The organism is Trichocoleus sp. ST-U2 (assembly GCF_039961875.1).
Taxonomy (GTDB): Bacteria; Cyanobacteriota; Cyanobacteriia; order Cyanobacteriales; family FACHB-T130; genus FACHB-T130.
In genome coordinates this window covers 31,064-48,347 of record NZ_JAMPJY010000004.1, presented here as the reverse complement: position 1 = coordinate 48,347, position 17,284 = coordinate 31,064, and the positions used below count along the sequence as shown (strand labels likewise).

The window sequence follows — 17,284 nt, the reverse complement described above, 5'->3', positions numbered from 1 at the left end:
AGCAAATGACTCATCACAACGTAGACGAACTGAATTGTTTTTAGGATAAGTTTTCCTGCCGCTCTACCCATCACACCCGTTTGAGTATTCAGTTTTGGACTTCAAACAGCAGGCTCTTAATGTGCAGAACAAATAGACACGAGGTCGGTTCCCAGCGTACAAAATGACAAGCTTTTATTCAATTCATATCTCCTGCTGAATGACGGCTCGCTAAGAAACCGCCAATAGGGAAACTTTATCCCGACTTTCTAAAAAATTTTCAGCTTTCATAATTGCGTAGAGGTTGACATCAGCTTCTAAAAGACAAGCATGACCGCTCTTCGGCAGTATGACCATTTCCGCGTCGGGTAGGCAAGAAGCTAAGCGCTGAGCTTCACTTACAGAGGGCAGTAGTCGGTCTGTACCTCCAGCAATCACCAGGGTAGGTTGGGTGATGCGACGTAATTGAGAAGCATCAACATCAAAATCTCTGATGAGGGACAGTCGCCAAAGGACAGTTTTTGGGGGTACGGAGTGGATAGCGTCTAGAAGGGCGCGGCGATCGCGCGGTGCAACCCGTTCTAAATGAGCTAAAAACGGCAATAACCACACCGATCCCACTCGGTAGAGGACTTCCGGTATCCAGCCGCTCACCAGCGATCCCCAAGCTAGCAGAGGTCGCTGATTAAAGGAAGAAGCGGGGTTGATCAAAATAATTCGGTCAAATAGTTCGGGCGATCGCAACGCTACTTTCATCGCCAAACAGCCCCCAAATGACTCGCCGCACAGATAAACTGACCGATTAGGTTGTTTTTCTACTTCTGCTTCAATCAGCGCTACCACTTGATCGGTTAGATCGTCCCAGCTGGTCAAGTCATCGGCTGGGATGACCAAACAACGGATATCAAAGGCTGCTTCTAACCCCTCGGTCTGCGCTCGCAACAATTGACCCGTGCCATCCATGCCTGGGAGGAACACGAACAGCGGGCAGTCTGGATTAAACAGCCTGGGGGTGAGAAAACAAGGATGGCTTTTTACGTCTGGCATTTCGTAATGTCCATTTAAAAACAACAGGTCAAAAATTTATTGCTTTCTTTGGGGCGGATGCGAACGATTCGAGGACTCAAGACACTTCGGTGAAAAACTAGGCAAGTCTAAATTCTTGAAGGCGACGGATACTGAGAGCGGACTTTGCCCATTTGCCTACCCTTAAGCCATCTACCTGTAGACGTAGGTATTAATTCTTATTCTATGGCAGACTCCCATCCTTGCGAACTAATACCAAACTTGACGAAGTAAACCAGCAATTTCTTCCTGACAGTAATTGATAAGACTGGCAACAGCAGTTTTGGCTTGTTTTCCTTGATATTGTTCCCGCACTTGAGACGTAATCCAACAGGGACGCCCAATTAGGATGCTAGATCGACGGTAAACGACCATCGGATGCCAGCCTGCCTGTTTAAATAGGGGTTCGGAAGGGTCAAATAAACTTAATAATCGCAGAGGGATTGCCGAGTTATTGGTTTCTTCCTGGGATGCGATCGCCACGGGTAAAATTGCCAAATTTTGCACCGGCGCTCGCAAAGCTAAATGAGCAAATCCCCGATGAAAGGTTTTCATTTCATTCGGCTGGGTTAGGCTTACCATTGGTTGGGCACCTTCTGGAAATATCCCAACCACCTGCTGGGACTGCAACAGGCTGATTGCCTTGTTAAAGAAATCTTGCTGGCGGTGTTCTGGCGTCTCCAAAGGGAAACAACCCAGTTGATTGACAATCTCCCGCATCACGGGCACTTGTCCCATGTAGTGATGACAGGCAAAGCGAATCGGACGATTTAAAGCTGCCATCAGGATTGGCGCATCCATGACGCTGCGATGATTGCTCACCACTAAAACGCCACCTTCTTGAGGAACGCGATCCTGATGGTATATATACATCTGCGTTCCCATTGCCTTCATCAGCAAGCGAGAAATCTGTAATGGGTTATCTGAAGACATGCTTTCTATAGGCTTTCTTGCAGGAAGCGCGATCGCTACAGTCAACAGGCAATCGCCTTGATTATAAATGGCTAGAGTCTAGAGGTAGACTGAATCTTGACTCTTGAGTTCATTCTCCACTTTTTACCAAGCCTGGACTTTATTCGTTGAGCAGATGCGATCGATCGCCCCATAACTTAACTTTTCTTAATACAATTATTAACGTAACTTCCTCACCTATACGAATCTCTCAGGGTAGAAATCGCTGGTAAAGATTTTTTACGATTTTAATTTTGTCAAGGAAAAGTAACATTTTATACTTATATTTCCCGGAGCTAAGTGGAACTCTCAAGACAAGATAACGAAAAGATACAAAATTGCAGCCCGAAGTATATGATCAAAAGCAAGAAAGGGGTTGTTTTTTATATTTATGAGTGCTAATCATACAAGTAAAAATTCATTTGCAATTACTACACCACTGTATTATGTGAACGACGTACCCCACATTGGCAGCGCTTATACAACAATGGCGGCGGATGTGGTGGCTCGGTTTGAACGGCTCCGGGGAAAGTCTGTGCTGTTGATTACCGGCACGGATGAGCATGGGCAGAAAATTCAGCGCACAGCAGAAACCAAAGGGCTTTCACCGCAAGCTCACTCGGATGAAATTGCGGCTGGATTCGATGTCCTTTGGCAAAAACTCAATATCCAGTACGATCGGTTTATCCGCACGACGAACTCTCGCCATCAAGCTATTGTTAAAGAGTTTTTCCTGCGCGTCTGGGAAAAAAACGACATTTATTTGGGGCAACAAAAGGGCTGGTATTGCGTCTCCTGCGAGGAATTCAAAGAGGAACGCGACCTTCTAGAAGGACACCACTGCCCCCTCCACCCCAACAAAGAAGTCGAGTGGCGGGATGAACAAAACTACTTTTTTCGCCTCTCTAAGTACCAAAGCCAGCTGGAAGACTTATATCGCCAGCAACCAGATTTTATCCAGCCAGAAATTCGCCGCAATGAAGTTTTGAGCTTTGTCAGTCAGGGGCTTCAAGATTTCTCCATTTCGCGAGTGAATTTAGACTGGGGCTTCCCTATACCCGTCGATCCCAGCCACACCATCTATGTCTGGTTTGATGCCTTGCTGGGCTATGTCACGGCGTTGCTCGAACCAGATAGCGAACCGACGCTAGAGAATGCTTTATCCAAGTGGTGGCCGATTAATATGCACCTGATTGGTAAAGACATTCTGCGGTTTCACGCGGTCTATTGGCCTGCCATGTTAATGTCAGCGGATCTGCCGCTACCCGCTCGAATATTTGGACATGGCTTCCTGACAAAAGACGGGCGAAAGATCAGTAAAACGGTTGGTAATACGATCGATCCCATCGCTTTAGTCGAACGTTACGGAGCTGAGGCTATTCGTTACTATTTTCTCAAGGAGATTGAATTTGGGCAAGACGGAGATTTCAACGAAACTCGGTTTATCAATATCCTCAATGCTGACTTAGCAAACGATCTGGGCAATTTACTCAATCGGACGATGAACATGGCAAAGAAATATTGCAATGGCATCGTGCCTGACTGCTTAGCTGAAAACATCCCCGCAGATAACACAATTAAAGCAATTGGCCTTAGTTTAGGCGATCGCGTTGCTCAAGCTTATGAATCTCTGGCGTTTAGTGATGCGATCGCAGATATTTTCACTCTAATTCGAGCCAGCAACAAATTTATTGACGATCAAGCTCCTTGGACTTTATATAAGCAAGGGCAACAACAGGCCGTCGAACAAGTCCTGTATGCGGTTCTAGAATCTGTTAGACTAGCAGCTTATCTGCTATCACCGATTATTCCTACCATCAGTAGTGACATTTACCAACAGCTAGGTTTTTCAATTGACTTTAATAACAAAACGTTAATAGATGTTTCGGCTGCGTTTTCCGCTCATGCCACTTGGGGAACACTAACTGCAAGACAAGCTTTAGGTGAAGCCAGACCTGTTTTTCCAAGGCTGGAACTCCCCTGAAGAGTTTCGTCTTAGTAGCTAATAGCTGTTGGCTGTTGGCGGATTGACCATCGGGTGCTGATACATACAAAAGTAAAAACTCTGGTACAGACCGCTCTCTCAAAAGCTAAAAGTTCATCAAAATCGCTAATTGCTTTTTTCATAAAAAAATCGAGGCATAACAATCATGTTGAATAATTTCAGCAGTAACGACTCTGTATTCACGCCAGAACAGGTTTTAGAAAATCGCGGTCGTGTAGCCATTTTTATCGATGGATCAAATCTATTTTATGCAGCACTACAGCTCGGTATAGAAATTGATTACACCAAGTTGCTGTGCCGCTTAACCGCTGGATCTCGCTTGTTGCGCTCTTTCTTTTACACCGGCGTCGATCGCACGAATGAAAAACAACAGGGTTTTCTGTTGTGGATGCGTCGTAATGGATACCGGGTCATTGCCAAAGACTTGGTACAGCTGCCAGATGGCTCGAAAAAAGCCAACTTGGATGTGGAAATTGCCGTCGATATGATGGCTTTAGTAGGTTCTTACGATACCGCTGTTCTCGTCAGCGGGGATGGGGATTTAGCTTACGCTGTCGATGCCGTTAGCTATCGGGGTGTCCGAGTGGAAGTGGTCAGTTTGCGCTCCATGACCAGCGATAGTTTAATCAATGTATCAGATCGATACATTGACCTGGATAGCATCAAAGAAGATATCCAAAAGACGCCCAGACAAAATTATACTTACCGTCCACTGTCGGGCATTGGCTTTATGGATGACCAAGAAGATAGATAACGCAACCTAAGAAATAAAAACATAAATAGGCAATAGAAATGAAAAAAGTAGCTCCTCGCAAAAAATTATTTCTTTTGCCTATTTACTTTTTGCTATTCACTTTTTTAGTTAGTGCTTGTAATACCGAAAAACGCACGGAAAAAAAATTGCAGAAAGATACTGCTTCCGTGACAGATTTTGAGGGGAGTTTAGTATTCCAAAATGTGACCCTGGATCAGGCAGATGAGAAGGGACAACCTTTGTGGAAAGTGAAGGCAAAGCAGGCAGTTTATACCAAAGATAAGAAAGCTGCTCGCATCCAAAATCCTAGCGGGGATTTGTTCCAAGATGGAAAAATGATTATGCAAATCACCGCAGATAGTGGCGAAGTTCAAGAGGATGGTAAAAAAATCTTTCTGAAGGGTCAGATTGTTGCCACAGACCCTCGGAATGGGGCAGTTTTAAAAGGGAATGAATTAGAGTGGCGACCAAAGGAAGACGTTGTGATCGTGCGTCAAAATCTCGTCGGCACCCATCAAAAGATGGTGGCAACAGCGAAGGAAGGACGATATTTTAGCCGGTCGCAGCATATGGAATTATTGGGTCAAATTGTCGCAACATCAAAAGACCCAGCGGTACAAATGAGAACCGAACATTTAGTGTGGCAAATTCCCCAGCAGATGGTAGTTGGCGATCGCCGCATCCAGATTGACCGCTACACAGGCAATCGCGTGACAGAGCAAGCAGCAGGAGATTCTGGTCAGGTAAACCTGAAAACGAAGATGGCAACGCTGACAAAGAATGTTCAAATGACTTCTTTAGAGCCGCCAGTGCAAATCGCTGGGAATTCTGTTACCTGGAACTTAAACACACAAATGGTTACATCAGACCAACCTGTGAAAGTGGTGCATCAGCAGCAGCAAGTGACGCTGACGGGGAACCGGGGTCAGGTGGATCTGAAGGGAAAAGTGGCTCGTCTAGTTGGTGGCGTCCAAGGCGTTGGCAGCCGGAATAAATCCCAACTTTACGCCAATCAGGTGACTTGGAATATTCCAACTGAAGAATTCGATGCTCAAGGCAATGTAATTTATCATCAACAAGTTGACCCGCCGCTGCACCTGACGGGTTCCAGAGCAGTCGGTAAGTTTCAAGGTCAAACGGTTGTTGTCACGGGTGGCGGTGGTGCTAACGGTGGTAGTAGCAGAGTGGTGACGGAAATTATTCCTTGAATCGGGAAGCGATGGTCATAAAAACCAAAATGGTATAGCAATCCTATTTGAGTTGTGAGATGCCAGTGGTTGAGATCCCCGACTTCTTGGAAAGTCGGGGATCTTGCCTTCACGAATCATTATGAGTGCTGTGCGATATTATCGTCGCGCTTGAAAATCTGAGAGAATTTCATTGCGACTGGCGTCACCGAGAAATCCAGCAATATCAGCTCGCCCAGTGCTAGGAAGAATCGCTGCTGGTAGAGTGGGGGGAACGCCCCATCGTTGTACCAGTTTTTGAAGTATTTGGTCTTGTTGTTTTCTAAAACCATCGACATCACCACCCCGGTTGATGATCGCAAAGCAAACCAGACCGCGATCGCGTGTCGGCATTACCCCAGCAAGGGCGCTGACATCGCGCAGGGTGCCAGTTTTGATAATCGTGCCTGTGGGGATGTGGCGAGATACCATCGTTCCCCGGCGATCGCGTCCCGATATCGGGAAGAGGTCGGCTACCGTAAGCTGATGGGGTTGTAAATAACTTTCGATCGCCGTCAGCATTCCACAAACAGCGCGGGGCGAGATGCGATTTTCTACCCCCAAACCAGAGCCATTTACCAGCTGAACTTCCTGTTGGGGGACACCGGCAGACGTAGCCCCCACCTGAGCGACAGCGGATGCCCCCCCAAGGGCTTTTGCCAGCATCTCTGCCATGTCGTTGTTGCTGTAAATGTTCATTTCCTTGAGGATTTGTGCCAAGGACATTGAGCGATGACGCAACAACAAAATTTGCTTGGGAATTGCAATTGATGAAACTTTGACCGAACCCGCGATCGCAATTTGTGGTTTTGGCGTTCCTGGGGGCATTAAATTGTATAGATATTGGGCATCTCTGGGCCATGAGGTGGGATTAAATGCTTGCTTGAGCATCTGACCCGCCATATAAGGGTGAGATTGGTAATTCATGTAAAAATCGCCCACAATCACCAAATTGCCGTTGATGCGGCGGATGCCCCGTTTATTTAAAGCATTCCCCAGAGCGATCGCTTCTTCCCACACAAAAAAGGGATCGCCACTGCCATTAATCACCAAATCTCCCTGCAAAACTCCATTTCTTACTGGCCCGGTTGTGCCAATTGAGGTTTCAAACTGATGGCCTGGACCCCAAGTCTCCAACGCAGCAGCAGAAGTCGCAATCTTGGTCAAAGAAGCTGCCGGTAAGGGAATATTTCCCTGATGAGTTGCCAAGGGCATAGAACCCGACTGAATCCACACCCCTTGGGCCGCCTCCCCCATGCCTTTAGCGCTCCAGCCCTTCAAATATTGCCGCATGGTGTTTTCAGCTACCGGATCGGTCGCCATCGAGAGGGAAAACAAAGGAACTCCCCGCCACGCAGCCAGTTGGGTAGTATCTATCTCTGTTGTTTTTACCCCAGCCATATTCATCCACAGCGCTACCAATCCAGAGCCAAATAATTGCAACATTCCTCACTTTCCTTTATTCACTAAACAAAGAGCCTGCCGGATGTGCAAGCTACAAAAAAAGCCCAAGGCGGAAATTGCTTCCGCCAGAATGAAGATATTTTTTCGGGAGTTCGCGTATAGGTAAAGCACAAGCAGGGACAAGGAATGAGTAATCGGTGAGCAAGCGAAAATGGATAAACTCTCCCGTGGGACAACTAGTTCTCTATCTTTACCTATTTAGGAGTACCATTTTTTTCAGCATTCTTTTATTTATCCTTCCTGCGTCCTGTTTCATCCTCCCGGATTGGCCCCGGTTTCTCCACGAGTCATCGGGTACTGGTAGAATTTTTAAGGTTTATATCACTTTGATCAATGGGATCGACTCGCGCACGGATCGCAATTGACGCTATGGGTGGCGACCACGCCCCCGCCGAAATCGTTGCTGGAGCGCTTAGGGCACAGGAAGAATTAGACGTAGAGGTTTTGCTGGTGGGCGATCCTCATCAGATTGAAGCTTCCCTAGGGCAACACACCAGTTCTCATCTTCCTCAAATTGTGCCTTCTGAGGGCACAATTGAAATGCACGAGGAGCCTCTAAGTGGTTTAAAACGCAAGCCCAAGGCTTCGATCAACGTAGCAATGGATTTGGTAAAACAAAAACAAGCCCAAGCAGTAGTGTCAGCGGGTCATTCAGGAGCCGCTATGGCATCTGCTCTGCTGCGACTGGGACGCCTTCGGGGGATCGACCGCCCCGCCATCGGAGCAGTTTTGCCAACGATGGTAGCTAGTAAATCAGTGCTAATTCTCGATGTCGGCGCAAATGTCGATTGTCGTCCTAAATTTTTGGAGCAGTTCGCACTGATGGGATCGATTTACAGCCAGTATGTGCTGGGTGTAGACGTTCCTAAAGTCGGCTTGCTCAACATTGGTGAAGAAGAATGTAAGGGGAACGATCTAGCGGTTCGCACTTACCAAAGGCTGCAAGAGAATTCGCAAATTTGCTTTACTGGCAATGCCGAAGGGCGAGATGTCCTGACGGGTAACTTTGATGTGGTCGTTTGCGATGGTTTTGCCGGGAATGTTTTGTTGAAATTTGCTGAAGCCGTTGGCGAGGCAGTATTGCAAATCCTCCAGGAAGAGTTACCTCAAGGACTGCGCGGGCAAGTCGGCACGGCTCTGTTGAAACCAAACTTGCGGCGAATAAAGCAGCGGGTAGACCACGCAGAACATGGCGGTTGCTTGTTGTTGGGGGTAGGAGGCATTTGTATTATTAGCCACGGTAGCTCCCAGGCTCCCTCAATTTTTAACGCGATTCGCATAGCGAAAGAAGCTGTTGATAACCAGGTACTGGAGCGGATTCAGTCTCAAGATATCAGTGCTAAACAATCGGCAATCGGCGAATAGCAACAAGTATGAAGGATGAAGTGTAAAATGTGACATTCCAGCGTCGATCGTTTAGAATTAATCGATTTAGCTAAAAGCTAAAATGCTGATAGCTGATACCTAAAGACCCCAGCAAGCATGGAGAGCAATGTTGCAACAAACAGGCGTCGGCGTCGCCATTACCGGAAGCGGCTCTGCGATCCCCTCAGGTTCTCTGGATAATCATGGACTCACTCAGCTGGTAGATACTTCCGATGATTGGATTGCCAGCCGCACCGGGATTTGTCAGCGACGGCTGGCGGGTGAGGAGTCTTTATGTTCGATCGCCACACTCGCGGCACAAAGAGCGATCGCAATGGCTGGGATCGCCCCAGAAGACCTGGATTTAATTATTCTGGCGACCTCAACTGCCGATGATTTGTTCGGGAGTGCCTCAGCAATTCAGTTTCAACTGGGAGCATCTAGGGCGGTAGCTTTTGATTTAACAGCCGCTTGCTCTGGATTTGTCTTTGGTCTAGTTACGGCATCGCAGTTTATCCGCACCGGCGTCTATCAAAATGTCTTGCTGATTGGGGCTGATATTCTGTCGCGCTGGGTAGATTGGTCAGATCGGGGAACCTGCGTGTTATTTGGGGATGGTGCTGGTGCCATTGTCATGCAGGCGAGCGATCGCGATCGCCTGCTGGGATTTGAACTCCGCAGTGATGGAACCCAGCACAAATCCCTCAGCCTAGCCTACACGGCACAGCCTAAAGAACTGGTTCCTGGGATCAACGTCCAAGCTGGCACTTACCACCCCATCACCATGAACGGCAAGGAAGTTTATCGCTTTGCCGTGCAAAAAGTGCCGGAAGTGCTGGAAAAAGCAATGTTTCGCGCAAATATCAGCATTGAACAAATTGACTGGTTGCTTTTACATCAAGCCAATCAGCGAATTCTTGATGCCGTCGCCCAACGCTTAAAGATTCCTGCCGAAAAAGTCATTAGCAATCTTGCTAACTACGGCAATACTTCTGCTGCTTCCATTCCCTTAGCGCTGGATGAAGCAGTGCGAGAAGGCAAAATTAAACCAGGAGACATGATTGCTACTTCCGGCTTTGGCGCGGGTCTAACGTGGGGCGCAGCGATTTTCCAATGGGGCAGATAAATCAATTTTAGATTTTTAATTTTGCGGAGGTCGGATCTCCGCTTCCAATAATTTTCGATAGGTGGATCGGTAGTGGGTAATGAAAGTTAGGAGTGTTAAGGATTGAGTTTTAAGGCAAGAAAGAAATTTTTTAAGCCAAAACTCAGACGCGATCAATTGCGCCTCTAAAACTGAAAACTTTTCTCCAATTACCTATTGCTAATTGCCAATTACGAATTACCAATTACCAATGACCAATGACAAAGACCGCATGGGTGTTTCCTGGGCAAGGTTCTCAGGCAATCGGAATGGGAGTGGATTTATTAGACTTGCCAGAGGCAAAGGCTAAATTTGAGCAAGCCGAGCAAATTTTAGGCTGGTCTGTACCAGAAATCTGTCAGAGTCAGGAAGATAAATTATCCCGCACTCTTTATACCCAGCCCAGCCTGTATGTGGTAGAAAGCATTTTAGCGGATCGAATGCAAGCTGGGAGACATCAACCTAACCTCGTTGCCGGTCACAGTCTGGGAGAATACGTTGCTCTCTACGTCGCCGGTGTCTTTGACTTTGAGGCGGGGTTGCGCCTAGTGAAACGTCGGGCAGAATTTATGGATAGTGCGTCCGATGGCATGATGGCAGCGCTGATTGGCTTTGACCGCGAACAGCTAGAACAACAAATTCAGCAGACCCCCGACGTTGTGTTAGCCAACGACAACAGTTCCGCCCAAGTCGTCATCTCTGGAACGCCAGAAGCGGTGGAGGCAGTGCTAAGTCAAGTAAAGGTTAAGCGTGTTGTCCGCTTGAATGTTTCAGGAGCCTTTCACTCTCCCTTAATGGCGGAAGCTGCCGCCGAGTTCCAGGTAGTTTTGGAGTCAGTTCCATTTAATTCTGCTCAAGTGCCAGTGCTGTCAAATGTGGAACCTGTCCCATCGGTGGACGCTGATATTTTAAAAGAGCGCCTCATCCGTCAGATGACCGGCTCGGTGCGGTGGCGAGAAATTTCCCTACAATTGCCAGTACAAGGAATTTCGCAGGTTGTGGAAATTGGTCCAGGGAAAGTCCTTACGGGTTTAATTAAACGTACTTGCCCCGATTTAACTTTGGAAAACGTGGGTAGTGTTGCAGAGTTGCCGAATGCAGAATAAAGTCCGGCGACCGCAACAGCGCGTGCGAGTGAGAGAATGGAAAAATTCCCTCCTTCCCTCATCAGCCAGGGAACGAGAAAAATCAGACAAGGTGGTTAAAGGTTTACAGCGAGAGTACGGTGGATAGCGAATTATCTAATCTAGGCAGAAGCCGCGAGCCTGTTTCGAGTTTAGTTCTATACCACCTGTTTAAGTGGTCGGTGGTCAGCCCCGTGCTTCATGCCTACCTGCGAGGTCGGATTTATGGATGCGAACACGTTCCTCCGATTGGACCACTTCTAGTGGTTAGCAATCATGCCAGTGATTTTGATCCGCCGATTTTGTCCTGCTGCGTGCGACGACCCGTAGCGTATATGGCAAAAGAAGAACTGTTTCGAGTCCCTGTTTTGAAGCAGGCAATTAAGTTGTATGGTGCTTACCCCGTCAAGCGGGGTTCCGCAGACCGGAGTGCGATTCGTTCGGCGCTGTCTCTCCTAGAGGAAGGGTGGGCAGTCGGTGTCTTTTTACAAGGAACGCGGACGCCAGACGCCAGAATTTCAGACCCAAAGCTAGGTGCTGCGCTGATTGCCGCTAAGGCGAAGGTGCCGTTGCTGCCCGTTAGTTTGTGGGGTACGGAAGCGATTTTTAAGAAAGGTTCGCTGGTTCCGCGTCCGGTGCCAGTAACGGTGCGGATTGGTCAGGTAATTGAGCCTCCTAATTCAACAGACCGGGATGAGTTACAGGCGGTAACGCAAAAATGCGCCACAGCGATTCATGCTTTACACGATTTAGGCCGTTAAAGAATTTCAAAAGACAAGATTTTTTCGGCGAAATTAAAACGTTGGGATGATGTCCTGACAGTTGCGCTTTCAGTAGGATTAGGTTATTCCAAATCTGTCTGGATATCCGGCTATTGCTTCATTCAATAAAGAAATGAGTCAATCACCGGGATTCTGGATTAAATCACCATCCCAAAAAGAAATGAGCGAACCTTCTGCCAAGTATCTTTTGCAGCGTCTGAACAATTTGGCATTGGTTAGATTTTTGCTTTTCGTTGCTTCTGGCTGGGCGTTTGTAAAAATTTTAGCTTACTTTGAAACAGTTATTGTCATTTTTACATTTGCAGCTATTGTCGCTTTTCTACTGAGTTATCCCGTGCGATCGCTAACTCGTTTTGTGCCTCACGGTGTTGCTGTTACCGTGGTCTTTATTCTAGGCATGATCGTGATTGCTAGTCTTACTGTCACAGTTGGTTTAACAGTTGTATCGCAAGGGCAACAATTAATTTCTAGCTTAACAACCTTTTTAAATTCTTTAATTCCTTTGGCTTATCAAATAGAAAAATTTCTTTTAAGATTCAATGTTCAAGTAAATTTGAGCATAATTCAAGAACAATTTCAAAATCAAATCGTCTCATCGCTGGGGTTAGGAATCGGTTATAGCTTAACGACTATACAAGTATTTTTTGCCAACTTTCTTAATTTGATATTAATTTCCGTTATTTCTTTTTTTATGTTGCTAGATGGAGAAAAGCTTTGGAAGCTTATTCTTAAGCTGGTTCCCGCACATTTACAAAATAGATTTACCATTGTCATTCAACGCAAGTTTCTCGGATTTTTTCGAGGACAGATGGTTTTATGTTTATTTCTGACTACGACTACTTTTTTGGTTTTTTTAATTTTAAATGTACCATTTCCCTTACTTTTGGCAATTATTGCTGGATTATTCGATTTAATCCCTGGGATTGGAGCTACTTTAGGGGTGGGTATTGTTTTTCTTATTTTATTGTCTCAGAGTGTTTGGTTAGCCGTTCAAGTAGTTGTTGTTTGTATCATAATCCAGCAAGTACAAGACAATTTCATCACGCCCCGGATTATGCAAAATTCGCTTAATATTAATCCAGTTGTCGTATTTTTCGCCTTACTAGTAGGTGCTAGAGTAGCAGGATTACTCGGAATTTTTATTGCAATTCCGATTACTGGAGTCATTGTCAGTTTATTTGAAATTGACGAAATGAAAGCAGAATCTTAGAGGAATGACATGAAGAGTAGCAGCTTCTATAAAATGGATTAAAATAAAATTTACTGGAATCAAAACAAGTAAAAATGCAGGGTTTAAGAGAAGAATTAGCAGAATTGCTAGATGAGGCTGAGTGGAACTGGCTGATGCCTCATGCGGAACGGGAGGCTGTGGTTATCGTAGCTCAAGAGCTGGACTTGCTAGATGTTGGGGTAGCGATCGCTAATGATGATGTTTCCTCTGTGCAGCACTGGATTAGCGAACAATTGATTTACAAGCCCTCCGAAGCTCAGAAACAAGATTGGAACGACAACAAAAACAAGCGATTCAGTGCTCTGATTGTGTCGCCTTATGTCTTGGTGAAAGAAACGGCAACGATTCCTGCTTAATCTGATTTGATGACTGACCGAGGGTGGCTCCCGTATAGCCGGTAGTCACCCAAAGAATGGCTCTGGCTCCATCCCGAATTGATTTCTCAATCGGCTCCTGCGGTATGTCCGAAGGCACGACCACGGGCTTTAGAGTAATGCCCCGACTGCCTAAAACAATCTCTCCAATGACTCTGGCGCGGCGCATATGATAGTCAGAGGTAATTAAATAGATGCTGGTGATCCCAAGACTCTGCAACTCATCAACCAGCGTCGTAAAGTTCGTAACCGTATCCACCGCCTGATAGTCCAAATGCAGGCGACTAGGGGCAACCCCAGCTTTGGCAAAAACCCGTTTAACGTAAGCTTTGTTAGTGCTACCTGAAGAAACCCAGATGGGCAAATCTGAATGCTGACGAGCCATTCTTGCTGCCAACTTCTCCCGCTCCAAGGCTGAGGTAGAGCCACCCAAAACTAACATTGCCTGGGGTTTGACCAGGCTTTTTTTAACTTCCTTGTAACCAAACCACAGCGCCACGGGTAGAGCGAGCATTAGCAGCCGAGAATATCTACTTTTAGAGCGCGAAGGCTTGGAAGACAAGTGTTTTTGTCGGCTAGCACCAATTTTCAGGATCATCAATCAATTGAAAAAGCCGTGTTTACATGGGAAACGATACGCACGAAGCGCGATCGCTAACTGGTTAAAATTCCCTATCCTAGCTAGCGTCCACATAGATACACTCCACGGGGCGACTAACTGTTTTAGAGAGTAGCAGACAACGGGACTGGCCAGGCTCGAACCGGCGACCTAGCGCTTAGGAGGCGCTCGCTCTATCCAACTGAGCTACAGCCCCAATTCTAAGGCGATCATAGCAGCCCAAGGGCAGCATTACCCAGTTGAATTTAAGTAGACCGCCAGGTTTCTTCCCAAGGGCCACCGCCTGTTTCCAATCCACATAGAGAACTGCCAGCTTTCAGGATGATTTTAGATTTGTCACCCCGTTGGCGCAGTTCCAGGTCAATTTGACCGTTCATCGTGTCGCGACAACAAAAGATTAAACCCTTTTGCGTGGGGGCACGCAGGAGAGTCCCCGGTAGATTTGTAATAGCGGTTAACTCAACTTCAAACTCGGAGTTATGAGCTTGCATTTGCCAGCTGCCCCAAGGCTCGATATTCCAACTTACTTTCGAGTTCCAGGGTACAAATTCATAAAATTTTCCTTGATAGTGCAAGCCAATCATCGCTACCGATTCCATCCACCACAGCACCCTGCGTCTGCCTCCACCAGCCGTTAAGGCGATATCTGGAGACTCATCAAAACCATTGCAATTCAGCCAGAACCATTTTTGAGGAAAAGAGCGCCCCCAGTTTTTTTCACCGTAGGCAGGGGCGTTGGTGAAGTCGTAGCGTTTTCCATTCCACTCAATCCAGCCAGTTGCTAGCCCGTGAGCCATCAAAATTTGCCATCCCGGTTCAAAAATCGGGAAAGAAGATAACCATCCGGCTGTTGATTGTTGTGGCTGATTTGGATTCCCCCATCCATATACAGGTTTAATTTCATACTGCCAACGCGCTTGGGAACCTGTGCCGGGATCGTGTAAAGCTCCCTGATGCCAAGTAGCGGTGGCTTGATAGCCATCTTGAACGTGACGCTCAAAAGCCTCTGGAGGGAGGTAGGCGGGTTTGGTGGATAAATCGGTTTTGCCCCAGTGTCCCAAGGCTAAAACGTCCCGCGATGCCCAGAATTTGTTGACATCTGGGAAAGTCCGGCAAAGGTAACTATCTTTTGGACCCAGAATTTGGGCAGCACCGCCGCTGTGGGGTTGATTGCCTAGGGGATCTTCGAGGGAGTACATGAAAGCAAAGGTATGTCCGCAATCTGGTAAGGTGACGCGGTAGTACCAACCTTCAAAGAAACGCTGACTGGTGCCGTCCCAGTGGTAGCCACTGTGAGGCGTTTGTAAAGGATTTTGCATCAATTCAAATTCCTAACTGTTTCTCAGAATAGCGATCGCCCATTCTCTGCTCCCTGGATGCTGGATTCAAATACCCCAGATCCAGTTTGTGCATGAATTCGTGTAGGCAGAGTTCTTTATTAGAAAAATCTGGCTCATGAATCGCAAAGAAAAAGGATCTGAGGAGTTGCCTTCAATTTTCACCTGAAAACGCTGGAGAAAGACGCGATCGCGCAGCGTCTACCCAGAAGAATAACGACCCTCCATCTGGAAATTTCCTAAATTTTTGGCGTCCGGAGCCAAAAGCTGTTGAAATCGCGACAACGACGGTCGGGCGGGCATTGCCCGCCCGACTACTCCTATTTATGTAATCGTTGTGCGTACAGCTTCCGCAGGGTCTTGGGCTTGCAGTGGCTCAGGCGTAGAGGTTTGAACGCTTTCCTCATCGACTTGAGTCCACTCGGTATGGAAGAAGCCTGCTTTGTCAATGCGCTCGTAGGTATGAGCACCAAAGTAGTCGCGCTGAGCTTGGGTAAGATTTTGCGGCAAGCGATCGCGTCGGTAACTATCGAAGTAATCTAGCGACGCGCTGAATGCCGGAACTGGAATCCCCAGCTTCGCCGACTGCGCTAATACTTCCCGCCAAGCATCCTGGCGATCCAAAATGGTCTGCTTAAACTCAGGAGCCAAGAGCAAATTCGGCAACTCTGGATTGTCCTTGAAAGCAGATTTAATCTTATTCAAGAATCCGGCTCGAATAATGCAACCACCCTTCCAAATCCGGGCAGTTTCGCTCAAATTCAGGTCATAGGAATAAGCCTTCGACGCCGAACTCAATAGCGCCATCCCTTGAGCGTAAGAGCAAATCTTCGAGCAATACAGAGCATCACGGATTTGGTTAATGAAGGTTTTGGCGTCTCCCTCATACTTGCCGCTAGGACCCGTTAATATCTCTGAAGCCGCCACCCGTTCCTTCTTAAAGGCAGACATGATCCGGGCATTCACCGCCGCCGTCATCGTTGGAATAGCGATCCCCAGCTCCAGCGCACTCTGCACCGTCCAGCGACCCGTCCCTTTCTGCCCAGCCGCATCGAGAATCACATCGACCAGAGGCTGACGAGTGTCGGGGTCTCGGTAATTGAAAATATCAGCTGTAATCTCAATCAAATAAGAATTGAGTTCATCAGTGGTATTCCATTCGGCAAATACTTCGTGTAGTTGGTTCGCGTCTAGCCCCAACGCATTCTTGAGCAAGTCATATGCCTCTGCAATCAGCTGCATATCGCCGTACTCAATGCCATTGTGTACCATTTTGACGTAGTGACCGGCACCCGCAGGGCCGATGTAGGTGACACAGGGGCCATCATCCACCTGAGCCGCAATTTTCGTCAAAATTGGTTCCAGATACTCATAGGAGCTTTTCGTACCTCCCGGCATCAGACTAGGGCCATTCAGCGCTCCTTCTTCACCTCCACTGACGCCCATCCCGATAAATCTGAACCCAGATGGCTCTAATTCGCGGGTGCGACGAGCGGTATCGTCAAATAAGGAGTTGCCACCATCAATAATGATGTCACCCTCATCCAGTAACGGTTTGAGCTGGTTAATCACCGCATCTACCGGCGCACCCGCTTTCACCATAATCAGGATTTTGCGAGGGCGTTCTAAGGATTGGACAAAATCTTCAATGGAATAAGCAGCATAGACATTTTTGCCCTGCGCTCGCTCAGCCATAAAGGCATCCGTTTTTTCTGGAGTGCGATTATAGACGGAAATGGGGAACCCATTACGCTCCACATTCAGCGCCAAGTTCTCGCCCATGACCGCCAAACCAATCACACCAAAGCTCTGCTGTGTCATAAGATTCAATGTTCAACTCTGCAATGCTTTTGAACAGTTGCTT

General features: G+C 47.2%; 16 protein-coding genes and 1 tRNA gene. 10 read left to right on the top strand and 7 right to left on the bottom strand.

Going from position 1 to position 17,284, the window contains the following annotated elements:
- Window positions 1-210 precede the first annotated feature (210 nt).
- On the bottom strand, window positions 211-1,026 hold the full coding sequence (locus NC996_RS03710) for an alpha/beta hydrolase (protein ID WP_190440765.1): 816 nt from the start codon (window positions 1,024-1,026) through the stop codon (window positions 211-213).
- 228 nt (window positions 1,027-1,254) lie between these two features.
- Window positions 1,255-1,977: a lysophospholipid acyltransferase family protein gene (locus NC996_RS03705; protein ID WP_190430404.1), complete on the bottom strand. Its 723-nt coding sequence runs from the start codon at window positions 1,975-1,977 to the stop codon at window positions 1,255-1,257.
- Between the two features lie 409 nt (window positions 1,978-2,386).
- On the opposite strand from NC996_RS03705, the gene metG reads away from it, so the two are divergent.
- From metG to lptC, 3 genes are all read left to right on the top strand, one after another.
- Entirely contained in the window at window positions 2,387-3,979 is a 1,593-nt protein-coding gene (gene metG / locus NC996_RS03700; RefSeq protein WP_190440769.1) for a methionine--tRNA ligase, read from the top strand.
- Between the two features lie 166 nt (window positions 3,980-4,145).
- Window positions 4,146-4,754, top strand: coding sequence for an NYN domain-containing protein (locus tag NC996_RS03695; RefSeq protein WP_190415651.1), 609 nt, complete (start codon window positions 4,146-4,148; stop codon window positions 4,752-4,754).
- A gap of 38 nt (window positions 4,755-4,792) precedes the next feature.
- Window positions 4,793-5,962 carry an LPS export ABC transporter periplasmic protein LptC gene (lptC, locus tag NC996_RS03690; RefSeq protein ID WP_190684613.1) on the top strand — a complete coding sequence of 390 codons (1,170 nt, stop codon included), beginning with the start codon at window positions 4,793-4,795 and terminating at the stop codon, window positions 5,960-5,962.
- A gap of 138 nt (window positions 5,963-6,100) precedes the next feature.
- Here lptC and NC996_RS03685 read toward each other — a convergent pair whose 3' ends face one another.
- Window positions 6,101-7,426, bottom strand: coding sequence for a D-alanyl-D-alanine carboxypeptidase (locus NC996_RS03685; protein ID WP_190684610.1), 1,326 nt, complete (start codon window positions 7,424-7,426; stop codon window positions 6,101-6,103).
- A 351-nt stretch (window positions 7,427-7,777) separates the two neighbouring features.
- On the opposite strand from NC996_RS03685, the gene plsX reads away from it, so the two are divergent.
- The 7 genes from plsX (at window position 7,778) to NC996_RS03650 (ending at window position 13,446) form a co-directional block, all read left to right on the top strand.
- Complete coding sequence (plsX, locus tag NC996_RS03680; RefSeq protein ID WP_190415645.1) at window positions 7,778-8,809, top strand: phosphate acyltransferase PlsX; 1,032 nt, start codon at window positions 7,778-7,780, stop codon at window positions 8,807-8,809.
- Between the two features lie 127 nt (window positions 8,810-8,936).
- Complete coding sequence (locus NC996_RS03675) at window positions 8,937-9,935, top strand: beta-ketoacyl-ACP synthase 3 (RefSeq protein ID WP_190524670.1); 999 nt, start codon at window positions 8,937-8,939, stop codon at window positions 9,933-9,935.
- Window positions 9,936-10,171: 236 nt separating this feature from the next.
- On the top strand, window positions 10,172-11,059 hold the full coding sequence (gene fabD / locus NC996_RS03670) for an ACP S-malonyltransferase (RefSeq protein WP_190415641.1): 888 nt from the start codon (window positions 10,172-10,174) through the stop codon (window positions 11,057-11,059).
- Window positions 11,049-11,186 (top strand): hypothetical protein, encoded by a 138-nt coding sequence (locus NC996_RS03665; protein ID WP_190428837.1) that lies wholly within the window; start codon window positions 11,049-11,051, stop codon window positions 11,184-11,186. Before fabD ends, NC996_RS03665 begins: the two co-directional genes overlap by 11 nt.
- Window positions 11,179-11,838 carry a 1-acylglycerol-3-phosphate O-acyltransferase gene (locus NC996_RS03660; protein WP_190684607.1) on the top strand — a complete coding sequence of 220 codons (660 nt, stop codon included), beginning with the start codon at window positions 11,179-11,181 and terminating at the stop codon, window positions 11,836-11,838. Before NC996_RS03665 ends, NC996_RS03660 begins: the two co-directional genes overlap by 8 nt.
- Before the next feature lie 181 nt (window positions 11,839-12,019).
- Window positions 12,020-13,069 carry an AI-2E family transporter gene (locus tag NC996_RS03655; protein WP_190415744.1) on the top strand — a complete coding sequence of 350 codons (1,050 nt, stop codon included), beginning with the start codon at window positions 12,020-12,022 and terminating at the stop codon, window positions 13,067-13,069.
- Window positions 13,070-13,143: 74 nt separating this feature from the next.
- A complete protein-coding gene (locus NC996_RS03650) occupies window positions 13,144-13,446 on the top strand; it encodes a DUF2288 domain-containing protein (protein WP_190415638.1) in 303 nt (100 codons plus the stop codon).
- Here the strand turns inward: NC996_RS03650 and NC996_RS03645 are convergent.
- The 4 genes from NC996_RS03645 to gndA form a co-directional block, all read right to left on the bottom strand.
- Window positions 13,385-14,062, bottom strand: a complete 678-nt coding sequence (locus NC996_RS03645; protein WP_190415635.1) for a YdcF family protein — start codon at window positions 14,060-14,062, stop codon at window positions 13,385-13,387. The genes NC996_RS03650 and NC996_RS03645 overlap by 62 nt on opposite strands.
- A gap of 143 nt (window positions 14,063-14,205) precedes the next feature.
- Window positions 14,206-14,279 (bottom strand) — tRNA-Arg (locus tag NC996_RS03640).
- Window positions 14,280-14,328: 49 nt separating this feature from the next.
- A complete protein-coding gene (locus NC996_RS03635; RefSeq protein ID WP_190415634.1) occupies window positions 14,329-15,402 on the bottom strand; it encodes a tocopherol cyclase family protein in 1,074 nt (357 codons plus the stop codon).
- 342 nt (window positions 15,403-15,744) lie between these two features.
- Window positions 15,745-17,241, bottom strand: coding sequence for an NADP-dependent phosphogluconate dehydrogenase (gndA, locus tag NC996_RS03630; RefSeq protein WP_190524674.1), 1,497 nt, complete (start codon window positions 17,239-17,241; stop codon window positions 15,745-15,747).
- Window positions 17,242-17,284 lie beyond the last annotated feature (43 nt).